Annotated in this window: 22 protein-coding genes; 14 read left to right on the forward strand and 8 right to left on the reverse strand. The window is 63.3% G+C overall.

All coding sequences use genetic code 11. The annotated features are described in order from the left end of the window. Nucleotides 1-35: 35 nt before the first annotated feature. The 6 genes from ACP7D4_RS00295 (at nucleotide 36) to ACP7D4_RS00320 (ending at nucleotide 4972) form a co-directional block, all read left to right on the forward strand. The gene (locus ACP7D4_RS00295; RefSeq protein WP_426207464.1) at nucleotides 36-1652 is read left to right on the forward strand and encodes a diguanylate cyclase domain-containing protein; all 1617 of its coding nucleotides are present in this window, start codon (nucleotides 36-38) and stop codon (nucleotides 1650-1652) included. Further along, a complete protein-coding gene (locus tag ACP7D4_RS00300; RefSeq protein ID WP_426207465.1) occupies nucleotides 1598-2008 on the forward strand; it encodes an EAL domain-containing protein in 411 nt (136 codons plus the stop codon). Before ACP7D4_RS00295 ends, ACP7D4_RS00300 begins: the two co-directional genes overlap by 55 nt. 99 nt (nucleotides 2009-2107) lie before the next feature. After that, the gene (locus ACP7D4_RS00305) at nucleotides 2108-2479 is read left to right on the forward strand and encodes a nuclear transport factor 2 family protein (RefSeq protein WP_426207466.1); all 372 of its coding nucleotides are present in this window, start codon (nucleotides 2108-2110) and stop codon (nucleotides 2477-2479) included. 295 nt (nucleotides 2480-2774) lie between these two features. Next, complete coding sequence (locus ACP7D4_RS00310) at nucleotides 2775-3374, forward strand: RNA polymerase sigma factor (RefSeq protein WP_426103542.1); 600 nt, start codon at nucleotides 2775-2777, stop codon at nucleotides 3372-3374. Nucleotides 3375-3396: 22 nt separating this feature from the next. After that, on the forward strand, nucleotides 3397-3879 hold the full coding sequence (locus ACP7D4_RS00315) for a hypothetical protein (protein ID WP_426207467.1): 483 nt from the start codon (nucleotides 3397-3399) through the stop codon (nucleotides 3877-3879). Nucleotides 3880-3901: 22 nt separating this feature from the next. Beyond that, complete coding sequence (locus ACP7D4_RS00320) at nucleotides 3902-4972, forward strand: hypothetical protein (RefSeq protein ID WP_426207468.1); 1071 nt, start codon at nucleotides 3902-3904, stop codon at nucleotides 4970-4972. Nucleotides 4973-5065: 93 nt separating this feature from the next. Here ACP7D4_RS00320 and ACP7D4_RS00325 read toward each other — a convergent pair whose 3' ends face one another. After that, nucleotides 5066-5551, reverse strand: coding sequence for a DUF3016 domain-containing protein (locus tag ACP7D4_RS00325; RefSeq protein WP_426207469.1), 486 nt, complete (start codon nucleotides 5549-5551; stop codon nucleotides 5066-5068). 150 nt (nucleotides 5552-5701) lie between these two features. Between ACP7D4_RS00325 and ACP7D4_RS00330 the strand changes: the two genes are divergently transcribed. Both ACP7D4_RS00330 and ACP7D4_RS00335 read left to right on the forward strand, forming a co-directional pair. Continuing rightward, entirely contained in the window at nucleotides 5702-6178 is a 477-nt protein-coding gene (locus ACP7D4_RS00330; RefSeq protein ID WP_426207470.1) for a DNA-formamidopyrimidine glycosylase family protein, read from the forward strand. 1 nt (nucleotide 6179) lies between these two features. After that, nucleotides 6180-6464 (forward strand): hypothetical protein, encoded by a 285-nt coding sequence (locus ACP7D4_RS00335; RefSeq protein WP_426207471.1) that lies wholly within the window; start codon nucleotides 6180-6182, stop codon nucleotides 6462-6464. On the opposite strand, the gene ACP7D4_RS00340 is transcribed toward ACP7D4_RS00335, so the two are convergent. Further along, on the reverse strand, nucleotides 6461-6991 hold the full coding sequence (locus tag ACP7D4_RS00340) for a hypothetical protein (RefSeq protein ID WP_426103537.1): 531 nt from the start codon (nucleotides 6989-6991) through the stop codon (nucleotides 6461-6463). The two genes, ACP7D4_RS00335 and ACP7D4_RS00340, sit on opposite strands and share 4 nt — an antisense overlap. A 598-nt stretch (nucleotides 6992-7589) precedes the next feature. Between ACP7D4_RS00340 and ACP7D4_RS00345 the strand changes: the two genes are divergently transcribed. Next, entirely contained in the window at nucleotides 7590-7961 is a 372-nt protein-coding gene (locus ACP7D4_RS00345; protein WP_426103536.1) for a hypothetical protein, read from the forward strand. Between the two features lie 268 nt (nucleotides 7962-8229). Here ACP7D4_RS00345 and ACP7D4_RS00350 read toward each other — a convergent pair whose 3' ends face one another. Continuing rightward, on the reverse strand, nucleotides 8230-8973 hold the full coding sequence (locus ACP7D4_RS00350; RefSeq protein WP_426103535.1) for a metallophosphoesterase family protein: 744 nt from the start codon (nucleotides 8971-8973) through the stop codon (nucleotides 8230-8232). A 165-nt stretch (nucleotides 8974-9138) separates the two neighbouring features. Between ACP7D4_RS00350 and ACP7D4_RS00355 the strand changes: the two genes are divergently transcribed. Next, nucleotides 9139-10002: an outer envelope protein gene (locus ACP7D4_RS00355; RefSeq protein ID WP_426207472.1), complete on the forward strand. Its 864-nt coding sequence runs from the start codon at nucleotides 9139-9141 to the stop codon at nucleotides 10000-10002. 41 nt (nucleotides 10003-10043) lie between these two features. On the opposite strand, the gene queC is transcribed toward ACP7D4_RS00355, so the two are convergent. Continuing rightward, nucleotides 10044-10757, reverse strand: a complete 714-nt coding sequence (queC, locus tag ACP7D4_RS00360; RefSeq protein WP_426103533.1) for a 7-cyano-7-deazaguanine synthase QueC — start codon at nucleotides 10755-10757, stop codon at nucleotides 10044-10046. 80 nt (nucleotides 10758-10837) lie between these two features. Between queC and ACP7D4_RS00365 the strand changes: the two genes are divergently transcribed. Both ACP7D4_RS00365 and ACP7D4_RS00370 read left to right on the forward strand, forming a co-directional pair. Then, the gene (locus ACP7D4_RS00365; RefSeq protein ID WP_426207473.1) at nucleotides 10838-12694 is read left to right on the forward strand and encodes an autotransporter assembly complex protein TamA; all 1857 of its coding nucleotides are present in this window, start codon (nucleotides 10838-10840) and stop codon (nucleotides 12692-12694) included. Further along, complete coding sequence (locus ACP7D4_RS00370; RefSeq protein WP_426207474.1) at nucleotides 12694-17166, forward strand: translocation/assembly module TamB domain-containing protein; 4473 nt, start codon at nucleotides 12694-12696, stop codon at nucleotides 17164-17166. Before ACP7D4_RS00365 ends, ACP7D4_RS00370 begins: the two co-directional genes overlap by 1 nt. Before the next feature lie 170 nt (nucleotides 17167-17336). Here the strand turns inward: ACP7D4_RS00370 and ACP7D4_RS00375 are convergent, their stop codons facing one another. Beyond that, nucleotides 17337-17495, reverse strand: a complete 159-nt coding sequence (locus ACP7D4_RS00375; RefSeq protein ID WP_426103530.1) for a hypothetical protein — start codon at nucleotides 17493-17495, stop codon at nucleotides 17337-17339. A gap of 121 nt (nucleotides 17496-17616) precedes the next feature. Between ACP7D4_RS00375 and ACP7D4_RS00380 the strand changes: the two genes are divergently transcribed. Continuing rightward, on the forward strand, nucleotides 17617-18126 hold the full coding sequence (locus tag ACP7D4_RS00380) for a hypothetical protein (RefSeq protein WP_426207475.1): 510 nt from the start codon (nucleotides 17617-17619) through the stop codon (nucleotides 18124-18126). Then, nucleotides 18123-18644 (forward strand): hypothetical protein, encoded by a 522-nt coding sequence (locus tag ACP7D4_RS00385; RefSeq protein WP_426207476.1) that lies wholly within the window; start codon nucleotides 18123-18125, stop codon nucleotides 18642-18644. Before ACP7D4_RS00380 ends, ACP7D4_RS00385 begins: the two co-directional genes overlap by 4 nt. A 92-nt stretch (nucleotides 18645-18736) precedes the next feature. Here ACP7D4_RS00385 and ACP7D4_RS00390 read toward each other — a convergent pair whose 3' ends face one another. The 3 genes from ACP7D4_RS00390 to ACP7D4_RS00400 all read right to left on the reverse strand — a co-directional run bounded on the left by ACP7D4_RS00390 (nucleotide 18737) and on the right by ACP7D4_RS00400 (nucleotide 23525). Further along, nucleotides 18737-20146 (reverse strand): HipA domain-containing protein, encoded by a 1410-nt coding sequence (locus ACP7D4_RS00390; protein WP_426207477.1) that lies wholly within the window; start codon nucleotides 20144-20146, stop codon nucleotides 18737-18739. Then, nucleotides 20146-20442: a helix-turn-helix domain-containing protein gene (locus ACP7D4_RS00395; protein ID WP_426103526.1), complete on the reverse strand. Its 297-nt coding sequence runs from the start codon at nucleotides 20440-20442 to the stop codon at nucleotides 20146-20148. Before ACP7D4_RS00395 ends, ACP7D4_RS00390 begins: the two co-directional genes overlap by 1 nt. A gap of 251 nt (nucleotides 20443-20693) precedes the next feature. Further along, nucleotides 20694-23525, reverse strand: a complete 2832-nt coding sequence (locus ACP7D4_RS00400) for an AAA family ATPase (protein ID WP_426207478.1) — start codon at nucleotides 23523-23525, stop codon at nucleotides 20694-20696. Nucleotide 23526 lies beyond the last annotated feature (1 nt).

Consider the following 23526-nt stretch of genomic DNA (forward strand, 5'->3'; position numbering starts at 1 on the left):
ACTCCTTTTGGCGCGTGCCATGAACCATTCATCTGGTGCAGTTTTACGAAGATGACGTTCTCCTCATCAAGGGCTTGGCCGACTACATCGGCAATGCCATTGCAAGCGGAAGCCAAGGCATCGCCATCGCCACGTCCGAGCATCTCCACATGCTTGAAAGCTCGCTGGCGGCACGTGGCTTGCTCGACGCGCAGGGCTGCGCGCGCAATGGCACCTATCTGCCGCTGCGGGCCGATGACATGCTACCGCTATTCATGCACGCTGGCATGCCTGACGAAAACCGCTTTCGCGATGCCATCGGCGGCGTGATCCGCCACGCTGCCGAGCATGGCGGCGGCCAGGTCTATGTCTTTGGCGAAATGGTGGCCATCTTGTGTGCCACCAGCCACTGTTCGCTGCAGTCGGCGGGCAAGCATGACGCTGCCATCCGGGTCGAGCGCTATTTCAACAATCTGCAGCGCCATTTTGCCTTTTCGCTGCTGTGCGTCTACCCGCTCAACGCTTTTCCCAGCGCCAATGACGCCAGCATGTTCAACGAAGTGTGCACCTTGCACAGCCACGTGCTGCCGGCCGAAAGCTTCAACCCCGGCGTCAATGCGCAGACGCTGCACCGCACCATCGCCGCGCTGCAGCAGCAGCAAGCTTATTCGCTGACGACAGAGGTGCGCGACCGCCAGCAAATCGAGCAAGCGCTGCGCGAAGTAAACGTCGACCGCTTGACCGGCCTGCCCAACCGCAACGTGTTCCACGACCGCCTCGAAATGGACATCAAAAAGGCCAACCGCAGCGGCTTGCCGCTGGCGCTGCTGTTCATCGACCTGGACCACTTTAAGGAAATCAACGACACGCTGGGGCACGCTACGGGCGACCTGCTGCTCAAGCAGGTGGGGCAACGGCTGCAAACCTATGTGCGCGAAACCGATACCGTGGCGCGCCTGGGCGGCGACGAATTCACCGTCACGCTCAGCGAACTGCACGACATTCACACCGCGACCGACATCGCGCGAAAAATCCGGCACGACCTGGCGCGCCCGTTCCGGCTGGGCGGCGAGCTGGCCTACATTTCGGCCAGTGTGGGCATTACGCTCTACCCGCGCGATGGCACCACCGTGGGCGACTTGTTGCGCAACGCCGATCAGGCCATGTACCAGTCCAAGGACCACGGCCGCAACCGCGTCACTTACTTCACCAGCGGCATGCAAGAGGCGGCCCAGGCCCGCATGGCCATGAGCAACGAGTTGCGCCGCGCCCTAGACGGCGACCAGCTCGACGTATACTATCAGCCGATCATCGACATGACGAGCGAGCGCATTCGGAAGGCGGAAGCGTTGCTGCGCTGGCAGCACCCGGAGCGGGGCGACGTCAGCCCGGCCGACTTCATTCCCATCGCCGAGCACACCGGCCTGATCGTCGGCATCGGCAACTGGGTGTTCCACCAGGCGCTGGCCGAGGCGCGGCGCTGCCGGGCCTGGAACGCGGAACTGACCATCAACGTCAATGTGTCCCCGGCGCAGTTCTATCACAGCAATGGCGAAGACTGGTGGAACTGGCTGACGGGCGACGGCATGCCTCTTGGCGGGGGACGGGCACGCCGGAAGTGGGACTCGAAATCACCGAAGGCTTGCTGCTCGCCTCCAACAGCGCCGTCATGAAGCAGCTGCTCGCGTTTCAGCAGGCCGGCATCAAGATTTCCCTGGACGACTTCGGGACCGGCTATTCGTCGCTGTCCTATTTGCGCAAGTTCGATCTCGACTATCTGAAAATCGACAAATCCTTCGTCTACAACCTTGAGAACGACGCGGCCAACGTGGCGCTGTGCGAAGCGATCATCGTCATGGCGCACAAGCTCAATCTGAAGGTCATCGCCGAGGGCGTTGAAACGCAGCAGCAGTACGACGTGCTGCGCTCGGCCGGGTGCGACTATGGCCAGGGTTTCCTGTTCAGCGTTCCCTTGCCCCCGGCAGAGTTCGAAGCGCTGCTCAGGCAAGAAGGAGCGGTCGCCGCCTGACAGCGGGTCCGCAGCAGCAAAGTTTCTTGGTGCCAGTACAATCATCGGGCCGGGCGCAGCCGCGCCTGATCACGTCCATCCCACCAAGAAAAATACCATATGACCGACCCTACCCCCGCCGCCGTCGTCCAGCGCCAGCTCGACGCCTACAACCGGCGCGACCTTGACGGCCTGCTCGCCACTTACAGCGAGCACGCGCGCCAGTACGAGCACCCCGCCACGCTGGCCGCGAGCGGCGCGGCGCAGATCCGCGAACACATGGCCTTGCGTTTCCAGGAGAGCGACTTGCACGCCAGGCTGGTGCAGCGCGCCGTCATGGCCAATATCGTTATCGACCAGGAAGTCGTCACCCGCAACTTCCCGGAAGGCATCGGCGAAGTCGACCTCGTCGCCATCTACGAAGTCATCGACGGCAAGATCGCCTCGGCCAGCGTCCAGATCAGCAACAAGCGCCTGCGAAACATTTTTTAATAGGGGTCAGACCTCCAAATCCGGGCAATGTTTTTTAATTGGGGTCAGACCTCCAGATTTGAGAAATATTTACGCGATGAAAATTGCTAGCCGCAAATTTGCACCGTTTCGGCCAGTGCCCGCCCGGAGAATCCACGCACCGCAATGCCGCGTACCGCATCGCAACAGATCCATTTCAAAAAGCAAAGCGATTCCTTGCACGCTGTGAAATGTTTTTTAATTGAGGTCTGACCCCGGGGTTGAAATAGTTGGAACTTTTCGCGGTCGAAACGGGAATAGTAGTAGAGACACGACAATGACAACGAGCACCCCTGCCACCGATACCGATACCGATTTGCTGCGCCAGCTGCGCTGCGGGATGGCGGCCGCGTTCCAGGCCCTGTACCGGCGTCACCAGGGTCCGCTGTACCGCTTCGCGCTGCTGCGCTGCGGTTCGCCCGATACCGCGGCCGACGTGGTGCAGGAAGTGTTCATGGGTCTGCTGACCGACAGCTTCAAGTTCGATCCCTTGCGCGGGACGTTGCCCAACTTTTTGTTCGGCGTGACCCGCAAGCTCATTTTGAAACACGAGCATCCGCGCCAGCGCGAAGACCAACTCGCTGAGCCAGATGACGAGGGCGACGAGGATCCGGACAGCGCCAGCACCGCCCACGAGCCGCTCGCGCGCCTGCTCAGCGAGGAATTGGCCGAGCAAGTGCGGCGCGCCATCGCGCTGCTGCCACCCCATTACCGCGATGTGGTCATTTTGTATGAAATGCACGAGCTGTCCTACCTGGAAATCGCCGACATTTGCCAGGTCGATATCGGCACCGTGCGCTCGCGCCTGTCGCGCGGGCGCGCGGCGCTGGCCAAGCGACTGGCGCTCCACCGCCGCGAACCGATCAACGCAGCCTGATGCTGCAACTAAGGTGCAAACAATGAATATCGACCAAGCAGCCGACCCCGCCCTCGCCGCGCCCCTGGCCGCCCTGCGCGGCGCCATGCAGGCACAGCACGCGCCGCCAGCGCTGGAAAACGCACTCATGGCAGCCTTCGCCACGCGTTTTCCCACACGGCGCTGGTATCACGCATTCTCGCCACGCCAGTGGCGCGTAGGCGCCGGCAGTACCGCACTGGTGGCACTCACGGCCCTGATGCTGACGCTGCAAGCCACGCCCGAGCCGGGCGCGGCCCCCGCCATGATGGGCCAGGACAGCGGCGCCTTCATTGCACTGGAATCGGCCGAACGCATCGAGCAGGAAACCGACCCGCGCGTACTCGAAGCCGATGTCCCGCGCACCGCGTTGGCCGCGCTGGGCCTGCCGGTCAGTCCCGAAAACGCGGGCGACTCGGTCCGCGCCGAGATGCTCGTCGGCGCCGACGGCGCGCCGCTGGCCCTGCGTCTTGTTTCACTCCCTTAGCAACCCACCACCAGAGGACGACATGAATACCAAGCATATCCTGATCGCCGCGCTGCTGACCGGCGCCTTTGCCCCGGCCATGGCCGGCGCCGCCGCGCTGCAGTTCCACGCCACGGCCTTCGCCAGCGGCGCCGCCGACGACACGGGCGGACCGCGCGACGTCGAGCGCGAGCGCATCGTCATCCAAGGTGAGGACGTGGGCGGCGCGGTGCCGATCGGGCGCGGCCCCCTTGGCGGCCCGATGATGCAGATGCATGTCAAGAGCATCAAAAATGCGCCCTACAGCGCCGAAGTGGTCACCGAACAGCAGCACAACCTCGCCGACGGCAACCAGATCGTCAACAAGACCAGTTCGATGAGCTACCGCGACAGCGCCGGGCGCACCCGCCAGGAACTGCGCGACGCGTCCGGCAACGTGCGCAGCGCGACGATCCACGATCCTGTGGAACAGGTGACTTATATCCTCAATCCGCAAGCCAGGACCGCCACCAAAGTTGGTCCCCACCGCGACCTCGCCCGCCTGGCGGCCCAGAAAGCCCGCGCTGCCACCGACAAGGCGCGCGCGAACGTTGAAGAGGCGCGCTCGGACGACGGCGAACAAGTCATCGTCAAGCGCATCGAACGCCCTGCCGACGGCGAGGCGCGCCAGCGCCTGCGCGAAGATGTACGCATTCGCGTCCTAAAGGACATCGGCGACGGGCCGGCCCGCGCAGCCTTGGAACGCCTCGGGCCGCTCGTCGCAGGCGCCTTTGGCGACATGAAATGGGCTGCAAAAGCCACCGTCACGGACCTGGGAACGCGCGACATCGAAGGGGTGAAGGCCCAGGGCAAACTGAAAAGCTACGAGATCCCGGCCGGCGAGATAGGCAACCGCAATGCCATCGTAGTGACGACCGAGAGCTGGTATTCGCCCGAGCTGCAGGTAACGTTGCTCAACAAGCGAACCGACCCGCGCTTCGGGGAGCGCACCTGGCGCGTGGCGGGCATCAAGCGCGACGAACCGGCCGCGTCGCTGTTCAGCGTACCGTCCGACTACACCGTCCGCGATATGATGGCCCAACTCAGGAAAGGCGACAAGATCGAAAAAAGGTAAGGCCCTGCCCCAGCAGTCAGGCACTGGGGGGCGGGCAAGACAGGCAACGGTTTTTCACCCGTGCCCCGCAAGCCGTGCCGCAAGCCGTGCCGCTTAGCGCACCGCCGTCAGCGTCTTGAACCAGGTATCGAGCATCTGCTTTTCATACCGGAGCGTATCGCCGCTCGAATACCGGTTCAGCCGCGACAGATAATCCATGCTGTGCAACATCTCGTCGCCGCCCTTGACCACCTTGCCGTCGTGCGAAATTGTGTACCGGAACTTGATATGCGGCCAGTCCGCGCCGCCGTCAAGCACCCGCAATTCGCGCATGCCCCAGCCGCCGGGCCAGCTGCGCCCCGCCATGTCAACGTCCAGTACTTCCACCTTCATTTCTTGCCCGGCAGGCAGCTTGGCCGCAAGCGCGCCAAAATGCTCGCCCAGATCGGCCAGCACCTGCTCGCGTTGGTAAGCGTCGCGCGGCAGGTCGGCGAATTGGTCCGGATTGGCAAAGCTCACGCTTGCGGTGCCCGCGCTAGCCGCGCCAGCGGCACACAGCAGCGCCGCAGCGAGCGCCAAGGGGCGTATCAGGGTCATCATGGTCTTTCCTTTCGATTCTTTACTGTACCAATATACGCCGTTTCGCATCGTCCGCCAGCGGCAGATCTTCGCAAGTTTGTATCGAATTGTTAGAGGACGCACACAGCTGTTTCCATTTCGCCCGCACAATGGCGTGAAAGGAGGCGCACCGTGCCAGAAGGACCATCGCTTGTCATCTTGCGGGAACAATCCGCCGATTTCGCCGGCAAACAAATCGTCCGCGCAGAAGGCAATACCAATGCCATCGACCTGGACAGCCTGGCGGGCCAGCGCGTGCTGGCGCTACGCAGCTGGGGCAAGCATTTCCTGATCGCCATGCCCAAGTCCGCCTTGCGGATCCACTTCATGCTGTTCGGGAGCTACCGCATCAACGAACGCAAGGAAAGTGCGCCCCGCCTGTCGCTGCAGTTCACCGACGGCAGCGAACTCAATTTTTACGCCTGTTCCGTCAAGCCGGTCGACCAGGACCTCGATGCCGACTACGACTGGGACGCGGACATCATGTCGCCCACCTGGGATGCGGCCAAGGCACGCAAGAAGTTGCGCGCCCAGCCGGACATGCTGGTGTGCGACGCCCTGCTCGACCAGGACATCTTTGCCGGTGTGGGCAATATCATTCAAGAATGACGTGCTGTTTCGCATCCGGCTGCACCCCTTGTCGACCATCGGCGGCTTGCCCGCGCCCAAGCTGCGCCAGCTGGTGGAGCAGGCGCGCCAGTACAGTTTTGACTTCCTCGCATGGAAAAAAGCGTTTGTGCTGAAGAAAAACTGGCTGGCACACACCAAATCGACTTGCCCACGCTGCAAGATTGCCTTTTCAAAGGGGCGCCTTGGCAATACCCCGCGGCGCTCCTTTTATTGCGAGCGCTGCCAGAAGCGCTACCCGCCGCTGGCCGGCGTGACGGAAAGTTAGCCGTGCTGCGGTGACGGATCGCGAAAGTCGTTTTCAATCCACTTGATGGCGCTTGAGGTCGACAACTTGAAGGCGGCCGAGGTGCGCACCTTGCCAACCTGTTCGCCATCCATGTCGAAAGCGGCCAGCATCGCATACGGATGCTCTTCGTCGGGAACGATGTCGAGCGTGACCTTGTATTCGGTGCCCTCGATATTGACCCAGATATTCTTGTGCAGGATGGCATGCAGTTGCTGCTCGTGGCGGCGGATGACTTCGGCGGCGGTCTTGACCAGCGTATGGAAGGCGTTGGTGTCGAGCGGCTTGGGGTTTTTCTTGTCGCGCCCCATGGTCCACGGGCCGACCAGCGCCGGTTCGGGCTCGCCATCCTTGATCATGGCCACGGCCCAGCCTTCGTCATCTTCGTTCTTGATCACCTTGGCGGTCCAGCCATTGCCCTGCCACAGGCGCGGCTCCTGGACCAGGCCGTCGCCGGTGTCTTCTTGCTCGGGTTCGTCGGCGGCGGCGTCGGGTGCGTGATCGGTCATGTGCGGGGCTCAAGTAGGGAAAACTGCAGGGGCCTGAATGATAGTCCAATTCCAGCCAGTTCGCAGCGAGCGCGGCGCATAGGCGCACCAATAAATAGCCCGCTTGACGCGGGCTGGGCCTTACTGAAGTGCGCTTTCGAAGCGGCAATCCGGACGGCGCGGCGGTCGGATCGGAGGACCCACGGGCGTCACGCGCGGATCGATGGCCGGACCGGGCGTCTGGTAGCTGAACGGATTGATGATAATTGGCGGAATCGCAGGGGGCGCTGATGGCGGCCCCTTCGGTCCCCCACCGCCGAGCAAGGTACGCAGCTGGCGGGCCAGATCCCCGAACGCCGCGTAGGCGAGGTGGTCTGCTGGATAATAAACGAAATGCATATTTTGAATCCCTATACCGGATAGAACAGGCATTCAGTATAGGCAACGTAAGACAATTTACAAGGTGAAAAATTGCCTCATTTCCCGTGTTGGCAAGGGTGCAATTTGATGTGCCCAAAGCCACCATTCGACCCCGCGAACATGCAGTCTGTCGCAAACGGATGGCGCCGTTGCAGGCTTCTGGCTACAGTCAAGCCATACCACTTGACGAGGTTCCGACATGAAAAAGCTCTTTCCCTTTCTTCTTTTATTCATCATGGCGATGTGGATCTGGGATGCCACTTTCGATCCCTGGCAGATGTCGTTCAACATCGACGACGCCGATGCCGACGGCCCGCTCGGCGCCCTGCTTGCGGGCGGCGGCCTGCTGGTCGCCATGGTGGCCCTGGTGGTCGCCGCAGTGGTGACGGCAGTGGTATGCGCCGGCGTGGGGATCGTGGTCATCGTGGCCGTGGTGCTCGCTGCCATCGCCGCCGTGCTCGCGCTCTCGCCGCTGATGCTGCCGGTGTTGATCCCGGTCGCGATCATCTGCTACCTGTCGCGCCGTGACAAGCGTCGCCACCACGACCTGAAGCAGCGCGCTGGCTCCTAGCCGGGCGACGCCTTTGAAAACAGGGTACGGTGCCCCGCCAGGACCACGCTGTCTATGATGACGAGCATCTCAACAACATCGTCCTCGCGCACGCGGGGACCTATAGAACGGTGCGATTTAGCAACTGTTCCATGGGTCCCCGCGTGCGCGAGGACGATGTTATTTGGGGTTTCAAGGTGGGAAATAGCGCGGCGTTTGTGCAGTCAAAGGGTCGCCAAAAGCGTTGCAACACTCACACGCGCAAGGACGATGTAGGCAATGTGACAGGTCAAATCCCCTCGATCAGGCGCATCGCGAACACGATCGGCAACCCAGCCGCGATCACCTTGCGCGCCGCCGCTCCATGGTCATACGGCACCCTGAAATAGCTCAGTTCGCGCGTCTGGTCGTCATACAGCGCGTAGCACGCGGCGCTGTTGCCGTCGCGCGGCTGCCCGACTGAACCGGGAATCACCAGATACTGGTGCTGAGGATGAATCGCGATCCGCTTGCCCGGACCCGGTACATGCGAGCCCATGCGGCCATCGTCCGCCCTGCGGTACAGCGCCGGCGCGTGCACATGGCCCGAAAACACCATCTTGCAATCGGTCGCCTGCAAGCTCAGTTCAGCCTCTTCCAACCCCGTCACGTACTCCCACTTGGGCGGATTGTTGGCGCTGGCGTGCACGAACAGCATCTGCTTCATCTCGCGCACCAGCGGCAGCTCGGCCAGAAAGCGCACTTGTCCGGCGTCGAGCTGGCGGCGCGTCCATTCGATGACTTCGCGCGCTTCGGCATGCATGCTCGGACGCGAGTCGCGCGTGGCCGCAATGTCGTGATTGCCCTGGACCGCGATCGCGCCGCGCTCGACGTAAGCGGCCACGGTATCGACCACCCAGGCCGGATCCGGACCGTAGCCGACAAAATCCCCCGTAAACGCGTACTGGTCGGCCTTTTGCTGCTCGGCGTGGGCCAGACAGGCGCTGGTGGCCTCTCGGTTGGCGTGCAGGTCGGTCAGTAAGGCAAGGCGCATGGTCACAATCTGTGGGTTTTACTGCAGAATGGGTCGGTCCGCTTTTTTCAGAAAAACAACACCCATACCAACATTGCCGTGCTGCTGTATGACTGCGCACTGCAAGGTGCGATGATTATAGCTCGGAAAACCATGCTATACGGATAGCCCCTACAGGAGCAAATCATGGCCAAAGCTAAGCCTGCACTGCTGCAGTGCGCGTGCATTTTCTTGCTGTTTTGCCCGGGCGTCCACGCCGCCGACTGGAGCGACACGGCGCTGAGCTGGCGCATCGGAAACACGTTCCGCGAACCCTACAACCCGCTGGACATTCGCAAGAACATTGTTGCCCTCACGCACGCCAGCGGCTACCGATACGGCAGCAATTTCCTTAACGTCGACTTGCTGCAGTCCGATGAGAACGACCCAGGCTCGCTGACCCAGCGCGACGGCGCCCAGGAAGCCTACGTGGTGTACCGCCACACGCTCGACATCGGCAAGCTGCGCGGCAGCGAGATCAAGTTCGGCGCCCTGCGCGGCCTTGGCGCGACCATCGGTTTCGACTGGAATAGCAAGAATGATGTCGGCTACAATTCGCGCAAGTGCATGCTGGTGGCCGGTCCCACGCTGATGTGGGATGTGAAAGGGTTTTTCAACACCAGCCTGCTGTTGCTACGCGAAAGCAATGCGCCCAGCGGCGCCTTTGCGCCCATTTCCACCGTCACCGGCCGCTACACCTACAACACCCACCCCATGCTGACCGCTTCCTGGGGCTTGCCAATCGGCGAGCGGCTCGCTTTCGAGGGCTATGCCAACTATATTGCCGCCAAGGGCCGCGACGAAGTGGGCAATGACACGGGCGCGGAAACCAATATCGACATGCAGATCATGTACGACGTCGGGCTGGACCTGGGGCAAGGCAAGAACAAGTTCCGGATCGGGCTGCAATACCAGTACTGGAACAATAAATTCGGCAATACGTCGGCCACGACGGGAGGCCAGGGTTATCGGGCCAGTACGCCAATGCTCAGGGCCGAGTACCACTTTTAAAAAGCACTTTTGATGTGGTGCGCTGACGCGGTATGGCCGGACTATGGCATTGCCGCGGCGTATTGCTGGTACCCGCGCGCGCGCAGCTCGCAGGCTGGGCACGTGCCGCACCCGTAGCCCCACGCATGCAGCGCGCCCCGCTCGCCCAGGTAGCAGGTATGTGTCCCGGAGCGAATCAGGTCGACCAACGCCGTGCCGCCTGCCGCATGGGCAAGCTGCCAAGTTTCCTTTTTGTCGATCCACATCAGCGGCGTTTCCAGTTTGACCCGGGTGGCCATCCCCAGGTTCAACGCCACTTGCAGTGCTTTCATCGTGTCGTCGCGGCAATCCGGGTAACCCGAAAAATCGGTCTCGCACATGCCCCCCACCAGCACGTTCAAGCCGCGCCGATAGGCCAGCGTGGCCGCCACTGTCATGAATAGCAGGTTGCGGCCAGGTACAAAAGTGTTCGGCAGCCCATTGTCCTGCATGGCGATGGCAACGTCGCTGGTGAGCGCGGTATCGGATATCTTGCCAATCACCGACAGGTCGACCATGTGATCTTCGCCCAGCCGCGCGGCCCATTCGGGCTTGATAGCACGCACGCCGGCCAGCACTGCGGGGCGCACGGTCAGCTCCACGGCATGCCGCTGGCCGTAGTCGAATCCGACGGTCTCGACGTGCCCGTAGCGCTCCAGCGCCCAGGCCAGGCAAGTGGTGGAATCTTGCCCGCCGCTAAACAAAACGAGGGCGCTGTCGGTAGGGTGAATTGGCATGAAGTTCTCTAATGTTAAGCGTTCGCCACCAAAGTAGGCAATCCGGTAAGATGTGCCAGCAATTTCCCCAATGGAGCGACATGTATTCTGCACGACCCGCACACACGCCAGCGCATGCGCCGCGGCGGCCACGAATTCTGGCACACATTGCCATCACCGTGTTCAGCTTGCAGGCAGGAGCCGCCGCATGGGCCCAGGGCATTAAATACAGCGTGGCAATCGACGCGCCCCGCCCTATCGAAAAGCTGCTCAAGGAAAACCTCGACCTGCTGCGCTGGGAGGGCAATCCGCGCCTGGACATCGACCAGCTGCAGCGCCTGGTCAAGGCCGCGCCCGACCAGGTCAAGACCCTGATCGCCACCGAAGGCTATTATTCGCCGCGCGTTTCCGCCGGGCTGGACACCAGCGGCGCCACGCCGATCGCGCGCGTGCTGGTCGAACCGGGCGAACCGGTGGTGGTGGGCGACGTCGAGCTGATCTTGCAGGGGTTCGAGCCGATCGAAGGCGGCGCCAAGCCCTTCGACAGCGCCGACCTGCGCAGCCGCTGGTCGCTGCCGGCGGGCCGCCGCTTTCGCCAGGACGACTGGGAAACGGCCAAGCGCGACCTGCTGCGCCGCGTGATCCAGAACCGCTATCCGCGCGCCCGGCTGGTCGAGTCGAGCGCCGTCGTCGACCCGGACGTCAAGCGCGCCCTGCTCAAGGTGGTCCTCGACAGCGGCCCCGAGGTGCGCTTCGGCGAACTGCGCATCGAAGGCTTGAAGCGCTATGCCCCCGCCATCATCCTGAACCTGAACGAAATCAAGCCGGGCGAGGTCTACAACGAGGCGGCCATGCAAGCGTTCCAGGCGCGCTTGCAAGATACCGGCTATTTTAGCGGCGTGGAAGTGAGCACCGACCAGACCGAAACGCTGGCCGAAGAAATCGAAGCGCTGACCGACGAGCAAAAAGCGGCCGCCCCCAAGAAACCGGTCGACAATCCCATGCTCCTGCCGCTGCTGGTGCGGGTGACCGAGAACAAGCAAAAAAATATTTCAGTCGGCCTGGGTATTTCAACCAACACCGGCAACCGCGCCCAGATTACCTACGATGACCTGTCGGTGTACGGCCTGCGCATGAAGAGCAACCTGATTGCCGAGACCAAGCGCCAGAGCGCGCGCGCCGACTTTTATTTTCCGACCAAGCCGGGCGGCTACAACGACAATTTCGGCGCCGGCTTCGAGCGCAACGACGTGCAGGGCGAGGTCACCGCCGTGGCCTCGCTGGCGGTGCGCCGGGCCTGGGGTTCGCCCCTGCTGGAACGCTCCATCACGCTTGAATACCTGAGCGAGAAACGCAGCGTCGACGGCTTGCCCGACCGCGGTAGCAAGAGCGTCCCGTTCACCTACAACTTCACCAAGCGCGCGTTGGACAACCTGCTGCTGCCCACCAAAGGCTATGTCTTCAACGCGCAGGGCGTGGCCGCCGTGCTGCCGCTCCTGACCGACGAGCGCTTCTTGCGCCTGACCACGCGCTACATCACCTACCGTCCGCTGGGCGACTCCGGCACGCTGGTGCTGCGCGCCGAAGCGGGCGCGCTGGGATCGAAACAAAAAGCGGGGGTACCGGCCACCTTCCTGTTTCGCGCCGGCGGCGACCAGTCGGTGCGCGGCTACGGCTACCAGCAACTGGGCGTGCGCGAAGGTAACGCCATCGTCGGCGGGCGCTACCTGCTCACCGGCAGCGCCGAATACCAGTACTGGTTCAAGCCGCCCTGGGGCATCGCCTTTTTCTACGACGCCGGCAACGCCGCCGACGCCATCAAGGACTTGAAACCGGAGTCGGGCTACGGCGTGGGCGCGCGCTGGCGCAGCCCGGTCGGCCCGATCAACGTTGATATCGCTTACGGCCAGGCCGTTAAAAAAGCCCGCCTGCACTTCTCGCTTGGATTTACATTCTGATGAACGACGACGCCCTACCTGCAGCTGCAGCTACACTTGTGCCCACACCAGCACCGGCAGCCACGCCTGCCGAGGCAAATTCGACTGTTCCTCCAGCGGCGCGCGCGCGCCGCTGGCCGCGCCGGGTCGGAGTTGGCGTGGCCGTCACCGGCGCCGTGCTGGTTGGCGCCTACTGGTACCTGGGGCGCGAATCCACGCTGCAGTCGCTCGCTGCCCGCGTGGCACGCGAGAGCGGCGGCAGCATCGTCATCACCGGCGTCACCGGCTCCCTGTACAGCTCCATGCACATGGACAAACTGGTGTTTCGCAGCCCGGAACAACTGATCACGGCCGAAAACATCGCCATTGACTGGTCTCCGTTCCAGTATCTGACCAAAGGCATTGCCATCAGCAAGCTGCACGTGATGACGCTGCGCATGGACACGCTCAAGGAAGGCGAAAAAGCCAAGATGCCCACCTCGCTGGCCGCGCCTTTCACGCTGCAGCTGAACGACGCGCGCATCAATGAAGTCATCATGACCAACAAGGGCGTCAAGACCGTCATCGCCGACGTGCGCTTCGACCTGGCGGGTACCAAACAGCAGTGGAAGCTTGGTAACGGCAGCGCCATCACGCCGGTGGGCTACGCCAAGGCCAGCGGCACCATCAACGCGAACAAACCATTCAAGCTCGATGCCAGCGCCAGCCTGACTCAGCTCGCGCCGCCCAAGGGCCAGGCGGCGGCGCAACTGAACTTGCACGCCACGGGCGACCTGGTAACGACCGAACTGGCCGCCACCGGGCAGTCGGGCAAGGCGATTGGCGACGCCCGCTTCACGCTCTCCCCGTTCGATCCGGTGCCGCTGCGCGCCATGTCGATCAACGCAAAAAATCTGGACCCGGCCTTTTTGAACCCGGCCCTGCCCAAGGCCGACCTGACCGTGACGATCGCGGCGCGCATCGAAGCGAACCGCAACGTCAAGGGTAGCGTCAACATCGAAAACCAGGGCCCGGCCGGCACCATCGACCAGCAACTGCTGCCGCTGCGCGCCATGCATGGCGACATGAGCGGCAACCTGCTGGCGCTGGTGTTCAACAACGCCGTCATCGACTTTGGCGGCGCCGGAAAATTTACCGGCTCGGGCAGCCTGGCGCGCCAGGAAGAACAGGTGGGCCTGGGTACCGCCAACTTCGTGCTGCACACCGACCGGCTCGACCTCAAGCAGCTGCACAGCCGCATGAAGAGCACGAAAATTGCGGGCGACCTGTCGCTGGCAAGCTACGGCAATACGCAAACCTTGAGCGCCAAGCTGGCCGAAGCGGGAATGCGCCTGGACGCCGACGCCACCCTGGCCGACAATCTGCTGCAGATCAAAAAAGCGAGCATCGCGGCCGGCAGCAGCGTGGTGCACCTGACCGGCAACGCGAGCCTCACGGGCAACCAGGAATTCAAGGTCAGCGCCAGCGCCAACAGCTTTAATCCCGCCTCGTTCGGGGACTACCCCAAGGCCGACATTAATGCCGACATCAACGTCAACGGCTTCGTGCTGCCCAAGTGGCGCGTGGCTGCCGACGTCAACCTGCGACCGAGCCGCGTGTTCGACCAGCCGCTCGCCGGCAAGGCGAAACTGAACGCGGACGCGGCCCACATCAGCAACGTATTGGCCACGCTCGCGATGGGCGGGAACGTTGTCGATATCCGCGGCAGTTTTGGCGCCCCGGGCGAAAAACTGCTGTGGCGCGTCGACGGCAAGCAGCTTTCCGCCGTGCGCAAGGACCTGTACGGCACGCTGGTGGCCACCGGCGCCGTCAGCGGCACATTCGGGGCGCCGCGCACCTCGTTCGAGGTCGACGCCAAGGGCCTGGGTTGGGCGCCGGCGGCGCGCGCCAACAACCTGGGCGTGCTGCACGCCAGCGGCGACGCTTATCTGACAGCGCCGGCCAAGGATGGGGCGCGCTTTGTCGAAGTCAAGGCCAAGGGCGCGGCGCAGCAGTTCAATCCCGCCGCCTTGGGTTCCCCCATGGCCGGCAGTATCAACGGCAGTTTCGACGCCGACGCCCGCTTGGGTCCCGACTGGCGCGGCTCGCTCAACCTGGCGCTGCAGCCCTCGACATTGGGCACTTCGCCGCTGACCGGTTACGCCAAGCTGGCCGCCGACGCGCGCCACGTGTCGAACGCCGACGTCGACCTGCGCCTGGGAGCGAACGTCGTCAACGCCAAGGGCAGTTTTGGCGCCGGGGCCGACGTCCTCAACTGGCGCATCGATGCGCCGCAACTGGGCGCGCTCGGTCCCGACTTTGCCGGCGTGCTGCGCGGCTCGGGCACCGTCTCGGGCACCATGGCCGCGCCGGCGGTCAACGCGGCGCTCGAAGGCCAGAACCTGCGCCTGCTCGGCAAGCATGAAATTCGCGCCATCAAGGCGTCGGCCAACCTGGGCACCGGGCGCGGCGCGGCCGACCCGTTGGTGAGCAACATTGTCGTCACCGGCTACGTGAATGGCGACACGCGCGTCGACACGGCCAGCTTGACCACTGGCGGCACGCGCGGCGCGCACACGCTGCGTTTTGCCGCCCGCAATCCTGACCTGGACGCGGCCGGCGACGTGCAAGGCGGCTGGAACGCCGGCGTCTGGAGCGGCACCGTGGCCGCCTTGCAGAACAAGGGCCGCTACGCGTTCGCGCTGCAAGCGCCGGTACCGCTGCGCATCGCAGGCGCCCCGGGCTCGGGCGTCATGGGTCTGCTCAAACCGACCGACATCGCGCTGCGCGACGCCGTCGTGCGGCTGCCCAACGGTACCGTCAGCCTGCAAACGCTGGACAAAAAAGGCCTGCACTGGACCAGCAAAGGCGCCGCCGCCGGCGTGCCGCTCAATTACCTGGCCCAGTTTTCGCCCGCCATGCGCGAGAACGTTTCCGGCGACCTGACCATCGGCGCCGACTGGTCGCTCGACATGCAGGGCCCTGCTGCGGCCGGCGCGCCGCCTGCCCTGAACGGCATGCTGCACGTGTTCCGCGAAAAGGGCGACCTGATCGTCGGCTCAGAAATTCCCGTGGTGCTTGGCCTGCGCACGCTCGACGTGCGCGCCGACGTGGCCGGCGGCGCCTTGCGCACGCAAGTGCGCTTTGACGGCGCACGCGCCGGCCAGGCCAGCGTCGACGCCACCGCCCAACTGGTCGGCGGACGCCTGACCAACGCCAGTCCGCTCAAGCTGGCCGTCAACGCCGACATGACCTCGATCGCATGGATGGCGCCTTTGTCGGGCCAGCCCGGGCTTGAACTTGGCGGCGGCCTGAAGCTGGCGCTGACGGGCGCCGGCACGGTCGGCACGCCGACCCTGAACGGGAGCGTGAATGGCGACAACCTGGCGGTGCGCTGGGCCGAGCAAGGCGTCAAGCTGCGCAACGGCGTGCTGCGCGCGCAGCTGGCCGGCGACCAGCTGCTGCTGCAGCGGCTCACCTTTGACGGCGTGCAGGGACGCATGACGGCCGACGGCAACGTGCGCTTTTCCGGCGGCGAAGCGACCGCGCAACTCAAACTCGTGGCCGACAAGCTCGAGATTCTCTCGCGTCCCGACCGCACCTTGGTGGTGACGGGCGAGAGCACCCTGGTCCGCGACGCCAAGCGTTTTGAACTGGTCGGCAAATTCAAGGCCGACCGCGCGCTGGTGGAACTGGCGCCCCAAGGGCGCCCGACGTTGTCGGACGACGTGATCGTTCTGGGCCGCACCAAGCAAGGCACGATTGAAAAGCCAAGCGCCCCGCCGCTGCCGCTGACCATCGATCTCGATGCCGACCTGGGCGACTCGTTCCGCCTGCGCGGGATGGGCATCGACGCCGATCTGACCGGCCAGGTGCGCATTCGCAGCAATGGGCGCGGACCGCGCGCCAACGGCAGCATCCGGGTGGCGAGCGGCACCTACAAGGCGTACGGCCAGAACCTGACGATCGAACGCGGCGTGCTGACCTTTAGCGGCCGGTACGACAATCCCGCCTTGAATATCCGCGCGGTGCGCCGGCGTCCGGAAGGCGAGCAGCTGTCCGAGACCAACGTGGAAGCCGGCGTTGAAGTGCGCGGCACGGCGCTTTCGCCCGTGGCCAAGCTGGTGTCGACGCCGAGCGTGACGGACAGCGAAAAGCTGGCCTGGCTGGTGCTGGGGCATGGCATGGAAGCGGTGTCGGGCAATGAGGCGGGCGTGTTGACGGCGGCGGCCGGCGCGCTACTGGGCGGCAATGGCGGCGGCTTCCAGTCGCGCATCGCCAATACGCTGGGCCTCGATGAGCTGGGATTGTCGCAGGCGAAGGGACTGGAAAGCACCGTGGTCACGGTGGGCAAGCGCTTGTCGAAAAAGGCATACCTGAGCTTTGAACAAGGTGCGACGACGGCGTCGAGCCTGGTCAAGCTGCGCTACAAAGTGACGCCGAAGATCACGCTGCAGTTCCAGACCGGGACCAATACGGCGCTTGATTTGCTGTACACCTGGGCCTACGACTAGGCGCCCCCCGTCCTCGAAAACGGAGGGATTGCAAAACAGTTGGCTACAAGGTCGAAGGGGCCGAAGGGGCCGAAGGGGCCGAAGGGGCCGAAGGGGCCTGGGCGGCCCATTCTTTGGACAAGCACCGTCGAGACACACGGCGCAATGCGGCCTGGCCCCTTTTTTGCCCCTTACATCATGCTCGGCTTGTGATCCGGCACCGGCTCATCATCATTGGGCCGGTTTACCGGCGGATGGTGGGGGTGCGGATTGTCAAACGGCTCGGGCAGCGGTTCCTCGACTGGCGCCGGGTCCGGGGCGCGATGAAATTCGTAGGGCACGGGATTCATGGTTTTGCTCCTGATGATGAAGTAATGACATTACCATGAGACCGGCCGCCACGCCTGCCCGTTACGGCGTGGCTTACAATGCTCGTCTCGTTTTCCTTCCATGTCATCTCCAGGACAAAAAATGATCAGCAATACGAATATCGTCATCATGGCACTTGCCCCCTTGCTGATGTATCGCGTCTACAAGCGCGTACAGCGCCTGACGGTGCGCCAGCAGTCGCGCACCTGGCGCCACTGGTGCGCCGTGACCCTGTTTCCGCTGTTACTGGTGGGCCTGGCTGTGGCCGTCATTCACATTCCTTTGGCGCTGGCCGCGATTGCCGGCGGCGTCGTCGTGGGCGCCATTCTAGGCGTTGTCGCACTGCGCCGCACCGGCTTCGAGCGCGTCGGCAGCGACTATTTTTATACACCGTACGCCCCGATCGGCATGGTGGTGTCGATGCTCTTCATCGCGCGCATGGCGTACCGGATTTTCGAGATGGTCACCCTGGGCGTGCAGCAGACGCCAAACCTGGGCAGCAGCCCGCTGACGCTGTCCATCCTGGGCATAATGGCCGGCTACTACCTCGCGTACGGCGCGGGACTGCTGCGCTGGCGCAGCGCCGAGCGCGCCCTGGAGCAAAAAGCTTGAACGGCCTGTCCGTCTATACGCTCGCCTTGCTGGCGCTGGCGCCGCTGCTGGTGTGGCGCATCTACTCGCGCGTCAAGGGCATGATGAAGCGCCAGCGCTCGGTCATGCAGCGGCACTACACGGGCGCAGGCGTGTTCACGGCCATCGCGGCCGTCACGGCGTCGCAGGTGGCGCCTGACCTGGCGCTGCTGGGCTGGCTGGCGGTCGGTGTCGCGGGCGGTATCGCCTACGGCGTCTGGGGCTTGAAGCTGACGCGCTTCGAGGCGGTGCAGGATGGTTATTTTTTCACGCCGAATGCCCGCCTTGGGCTGGTGATCGCGATGCTGTTCGTGGCGTGCGTGCTGTTTATCGGCTTTGAGATTTATGCGAACGACGGCTCGGGACAGCCGACCCCGCGCGTGACCGATTATGTGTTTTTCCTGCCGTGCCTGGGCCTGATGCTGGGGCATTTCGGGACCTACTCGGCCGGGATGCTCCGGTGGCGGTGGAAGCTGCGCAAGGCGGTGGATGCCGGGTAAGGCCGCGGTTGTTGACGGAGGCGCAGGCTCAGGTACCAACAAGGGCCGCCTCTTCTCGTCTGACGAATGGTTCAGGCGGTTCGCTCGATATTCTATCGTGGTGCACCTTGGACATTTTCAAACAAAGACAGGTCGACCTTGGGGACGTCGCGCGCAATAGTCAGTAGCTGCCTGGCCTGGGCGCAAATATACGCGGCAATCTGAGCCACAAGTGCGCGCTCGTCGCCGATGTAGATGTCCATGGCTGCTTGCTCGGGCGCCAGGCGCAGCACAGTGCGTGCAATTAGTGTGACTTCACGTGCCAACTGAGCTGGTGGCGTGCCCGTGCGATGTGCGAAGTCGGCAAGCGCATACGGCGTTATACCCTCAGGTATAAACACGTCCCCGTAGGCCATGGCCATGTCTCGCTCGACGTCGTCGCCATAAGCGTTGACGCAGACCAGGTCATACATTGGCGCGGGCACCAACCCGGCAGGGCGAACGAAAAATGAAATGTTTTTCCCATGGGCGTCGCTGTTGCCAAGCAAAAGTTGCAGGATTGCCCATCGCAGCAAGTAAGAGCGCGCTGCGGCCGGCACAACCGTCTGTTTAAGCAGCCCGAACAGTCGTTCGAAACTCACGCCCTCCCGTATGTGGCTCACGTCCTTGCCGGCGCCCAGGTTCCGCTCATATTTCAAGGTCGATGGGACGTCCAAGGCTTGGCAAGCGTCGATGATGTGCATCCGCGTTACAGCCGTCACGGCATCAGGAGCTTGCCGGTTCCACTCTACAGCACGGTCGAACCGTTCAATCAGCAGGATCGGTTCTGGCAAGCGTCTGATGCTGACCGGTGCGACCGGCAGGTTCAGTCGCGCTGCAAGATTGACCCGCGCCGCAAGGCTCATGCAAAAGTGTTCATTGGCAACCATGCATGGCATGTGCGAATGTTGACTTTCTGGCTTGAGCAGATGTGTCGAGCTAAGCGCGCCATCGACGAGCGATATGCGGTCGCCCTCAACCAGGACCTGCAGCTTGTCTTGGTAGCCCGCCAACGACAAGCGCACTTTGCCGTCCCAGACTGGGAAGGGAATGGCGTCGCGTTCGCGGATGCGTTGGCTCAGCTCGTCATCTGAAATAGATCGGCGAACCACCTCGTTCAACCGCTCCTGTGCAATGTTTGCGGCCTCCTCGGGTGAAGCGTCCAATGCCAGGAAACTGAAGGCCCCGACCGGCTCCTTCCCCAGTAGCCGTACCAACGCGAAAATATTGCTCTTCGAAACTTGGCTTACCAGGGCCGCAATGTCCAGCGCGCGTCCCTCCGGCAGCAGGTTTTCCAGGAAGCGTTTTACGGAACCCGGGCTGTGCGGAGCAGCGTTGAGGGGAATCGCAGGCGCCAAGTAGTAGCTTGCAGTCGACCGGGTCCAGGCAGCGTCATACTGGAATCCATAATTGTCGTCCTGAGATTCAAAGATGATTTCCCCAACTGCAGCACCCATCGTGGCAACATGGAGGCGATGGGTCATCATGGCCGTCCGTAGCATCCATCGCTGGCCGGCAGAATTGCATGGGCATGCTCTTTGGTCGTGACCAGCATGCTCAGCCCGAGACCGGCCAGTACGAGCAAGAGGCGGTCAGCACCAATCGGCCCGCCATTCTCAAGGCGGGAGAAGACGTTGGCCGCCACGCCACACGCATGCGCAGCGTCGTCAATGCGCAGTCTGAGCTCCAGGCGGCGGTTACGGACCAGGTCGCCCAGGTCTGCGAGGCTGGCAATACGTGGTCCAACCGGCGTGCCGGGATGGGACAAGGAGCGAGCCATTGTTTCCTCATTCAGAAATTAACGATGCAGAAGTAGCTTGAGAGTAGGTTGTTTCCATAAATGGAAATAATACGCTCTAATTGCTGCTTATGTGCAGAATTTCCCAATAAAGAAACTATCAGCTCTGGTCGGGTCTCGCATGCCACCGTAAGCGCTGGAACCAGTGGGCAATGGCGCCGGCGGAGCATGGCGGAATGCGCGATTTATCAAGTGGCGGTTTTTCCACCATGAGCCCCGGACCGTGCAGTGGGTCAGGCGGCGGCTTTTTTGTCGGCCGCCAGCCTGCGCTGCAGCACGAAAATCGGCTGCGCCCACTGCATGTCTTTCTTCTTCTTGCTGGTGATGAGCGTGAGCTCCGACGGGTCATACACATCCGTATTGTGCGTCAGCGGCGTGGTCATCAAATACTGCGCCTCGGTGTTCTTGAGGAACTCGCCCACCAGCTGGATATTGCGAATGTCCAGGTGCGCAAACGGTTCATCGATAAACACGAACCCGCCCGAGCCGTCTTCCGACTTGAGCAAACCAATGAGCAGCACCAGCGACTTCATCACCTGCTGGCCGCCCGACGCTTCGCCATCGTTCATCCCGATCTGGTCCTTGCCGTCGAACTTGAAACGCACGTGCAGCCCGGCCTGCGCCAGTTGCACGTCGTCGTTCTCCAGCCGCACCGTGTCGGCATGCACTTCGATCCCCGCCAGTTCACCCAGTTCCTTGATGTTCTTGCTGTAAGTCTTGATGGTATAGCGCAGCCGTTCGATATACGCGCCGCGCGCATTGCCGGTCGCTTCAATCGCCCGGTTGTTCTGGTAGCGCCGCTCGTCGGTTTCCGACTGCCGGCCCTGCAACTGGTCGTTCAGGCGGTGGTGCTGGTCGATGACGGTCGCGTCGAGCTCCCAGTCGTCGCGCGCCAGGCTATGCTGCAGCGAGGCCACGCGCAGGTCGACCTGGTGCGTGTTCTGGTGTTCGGCCACCAGCGAGGCGCGCCTGGCGCGCCGGCGCCAGCTTTGTGGCAGGTGGCGCCAGCTGCGGCGCAGATCAACCAGCGCCTTGGCATGTTCGCTGCGCTGTTCGATCTGGCGCTTGTGCCCCAGGCGCAAACCCGCTTCGGCCTCCGACAAGGCCAGGCGCGCGTTCTGCCACACGGTGTCGGCACGCGTGCGCGCCACCGTTGCGGCCTTGGTCAGCCCTTGCAATTCACCCAGGCGCGAACCGACTTCCAGCCGCTCGGCCTTCAAAGGCGCGGTACTGCGCAGCGCTTCTTCAAACTCCGCGTGGCGCGCCGTCAGTTCCTTGGCCGCGTCCACGCCGGCGATGCGGCCCTTGAGCGCGCCCACTTCGGCGGCCAATTTGCTGATCGCCAGCGTCAGCTCATCTTCCTTCGCTTCCAGGCCCGGCAAAGACCTTTGCAGCGCTTCCAGGCGCTGGGTGCGCCCGGCGTCGCCAAAGCGGTAACGCGACGCTTCCACAAACAGCGAGCGCCCGCCGCGCCGTTCGCGATGATACGCGTCCGGCGTGATCCATTCGGCTTCCTTGCCCAGCTTGAAACCCGCCTCCACCGAATCGACACGGTCGATGCGGGCCAGCTGGTCGATCAGCCAGGACGGCGCCGGCGCCGAAAAGCGCACCACCGACAGCAAGCTGTCATCCCTGGTATTGGGCGCGTCGACGCATTCGGGCACGATGAAGTGGCGATAGCGCTCCTTTTCGGCCAGCCGATACGCGGCCGGCGCATCCTTGGCGCGTTCGAGCAGCACCACGGAAGCGTAACCACCGAGCACGCCTTCCACCGCGCCTTGCCACTTGGCGTCCGTCACCTCGACGATATCGGACAGCATGGCATGCAGTATGCCCGCCTCGCGCAGCGCGCGGCGCATGCCGCGCACCGCTTCCGGCTCGGGCATGGCGCTCTTGCCCTGCAGCGCGGAGATGGTCGACTGTTCGGTCGCGATGCGGTTCGACAGCGTTTCGCGCGCCTGGCGCTGGCGCGTCAGCTCCGCTTCCTTGGCGTCCAGCTGGGCGGCCACTTCGGCAATGTCGGCGCCCGAATCGGCGGCCAGCTTTTGCAGCCGTTCCTTCTGTTCGAGCAGGCTGTCCAGGGGCTTGAGCTTGGCGTTAATTTGCGTCAGGCGGCTGGCCAGCACGGTGCCTTCCTGCTCCAGCAAGGTCTCCTGCTGCTGGGCGTCCGTCAGTGCCTTGGCCTGGGCCGCAAGGCCATTGCGCTTTTCCACCAGCTGCGAATCGGCCTGCGCCATGGGTTTGCGCTCGTCGCGCAGTTTGCGGCTGACCGCGCCGGCTTTTTCACGCGCTTCGTGGTACTCCAGGCTCGGCATGATTTCTTCGAGCAGGTTGCGCCGTTCCTTGTGCAGGTCTTCCCACTGGTGGTAGTTGGCCACGCGCAGGCGCAGGCCTTCCAGGTTGGTGCGCGACGCTTCCAGCTCCGTCTCGAAGCGCTTCAGTTCCGTCTCGGTGTCGCGCTGGTGGCGCTTGGCCTCGTCGTACGCGTCCAGCACTTCCTTGTCGCCAAAGACCTGGAACACCAGGTCGAGCAGCTGGCGCGGTGCGTACTCGCACAGCTTGTCGGTTTCGCCCTGCTCGAGCGCCAGCACCTTGGCCATGGCGGGCGACAGGCCGGCGTTGGCCAGGCGCTTGCGGTAGTTTTCCACGCCCAGCCAGTCGTTCGCTTCCGTCACATCCTCGATCTGGATATTGCCCGGGCGCATAAGATACTGGCGCTTCCAGTCGCCGCCGTTTTTCTGGATCTGGCAAAACAGCGTGACTTCGTCGTCGCTGAAAAATCCGGAACTGCGAAACGGCCGGTTCGACAGCTGGCGACCAACGTTCTTGTTGTCCACCACGGCGCGAATCCACGCGGTCTGCTGGCCCGAGTGGCGCGCGTAGTGCTTGTAGGTGCGGCCCATCGAACAGTCAAGACCAAACAGCGTGCGCAGCGCGTCGAGCAAGGTCGTCTTGCCCGAGCCGTTCTGGCCGGCGATGGTGATGATCTTGGCGTCGAGCGGAATATTCTTGATGCGTTGCCAGTAATCCCAGTGGACCAGTTCTAGCGATTTAATATGGAACATG

The organism is Massilia sp. TWP1-3-3 (genome assembly GCF_049897805.1).
GTDB lineage: Bacteria > Pseudomonadota > Gammaproteobacteria > Burkholderiales > Burkholderiaceae_D > Telluria_A.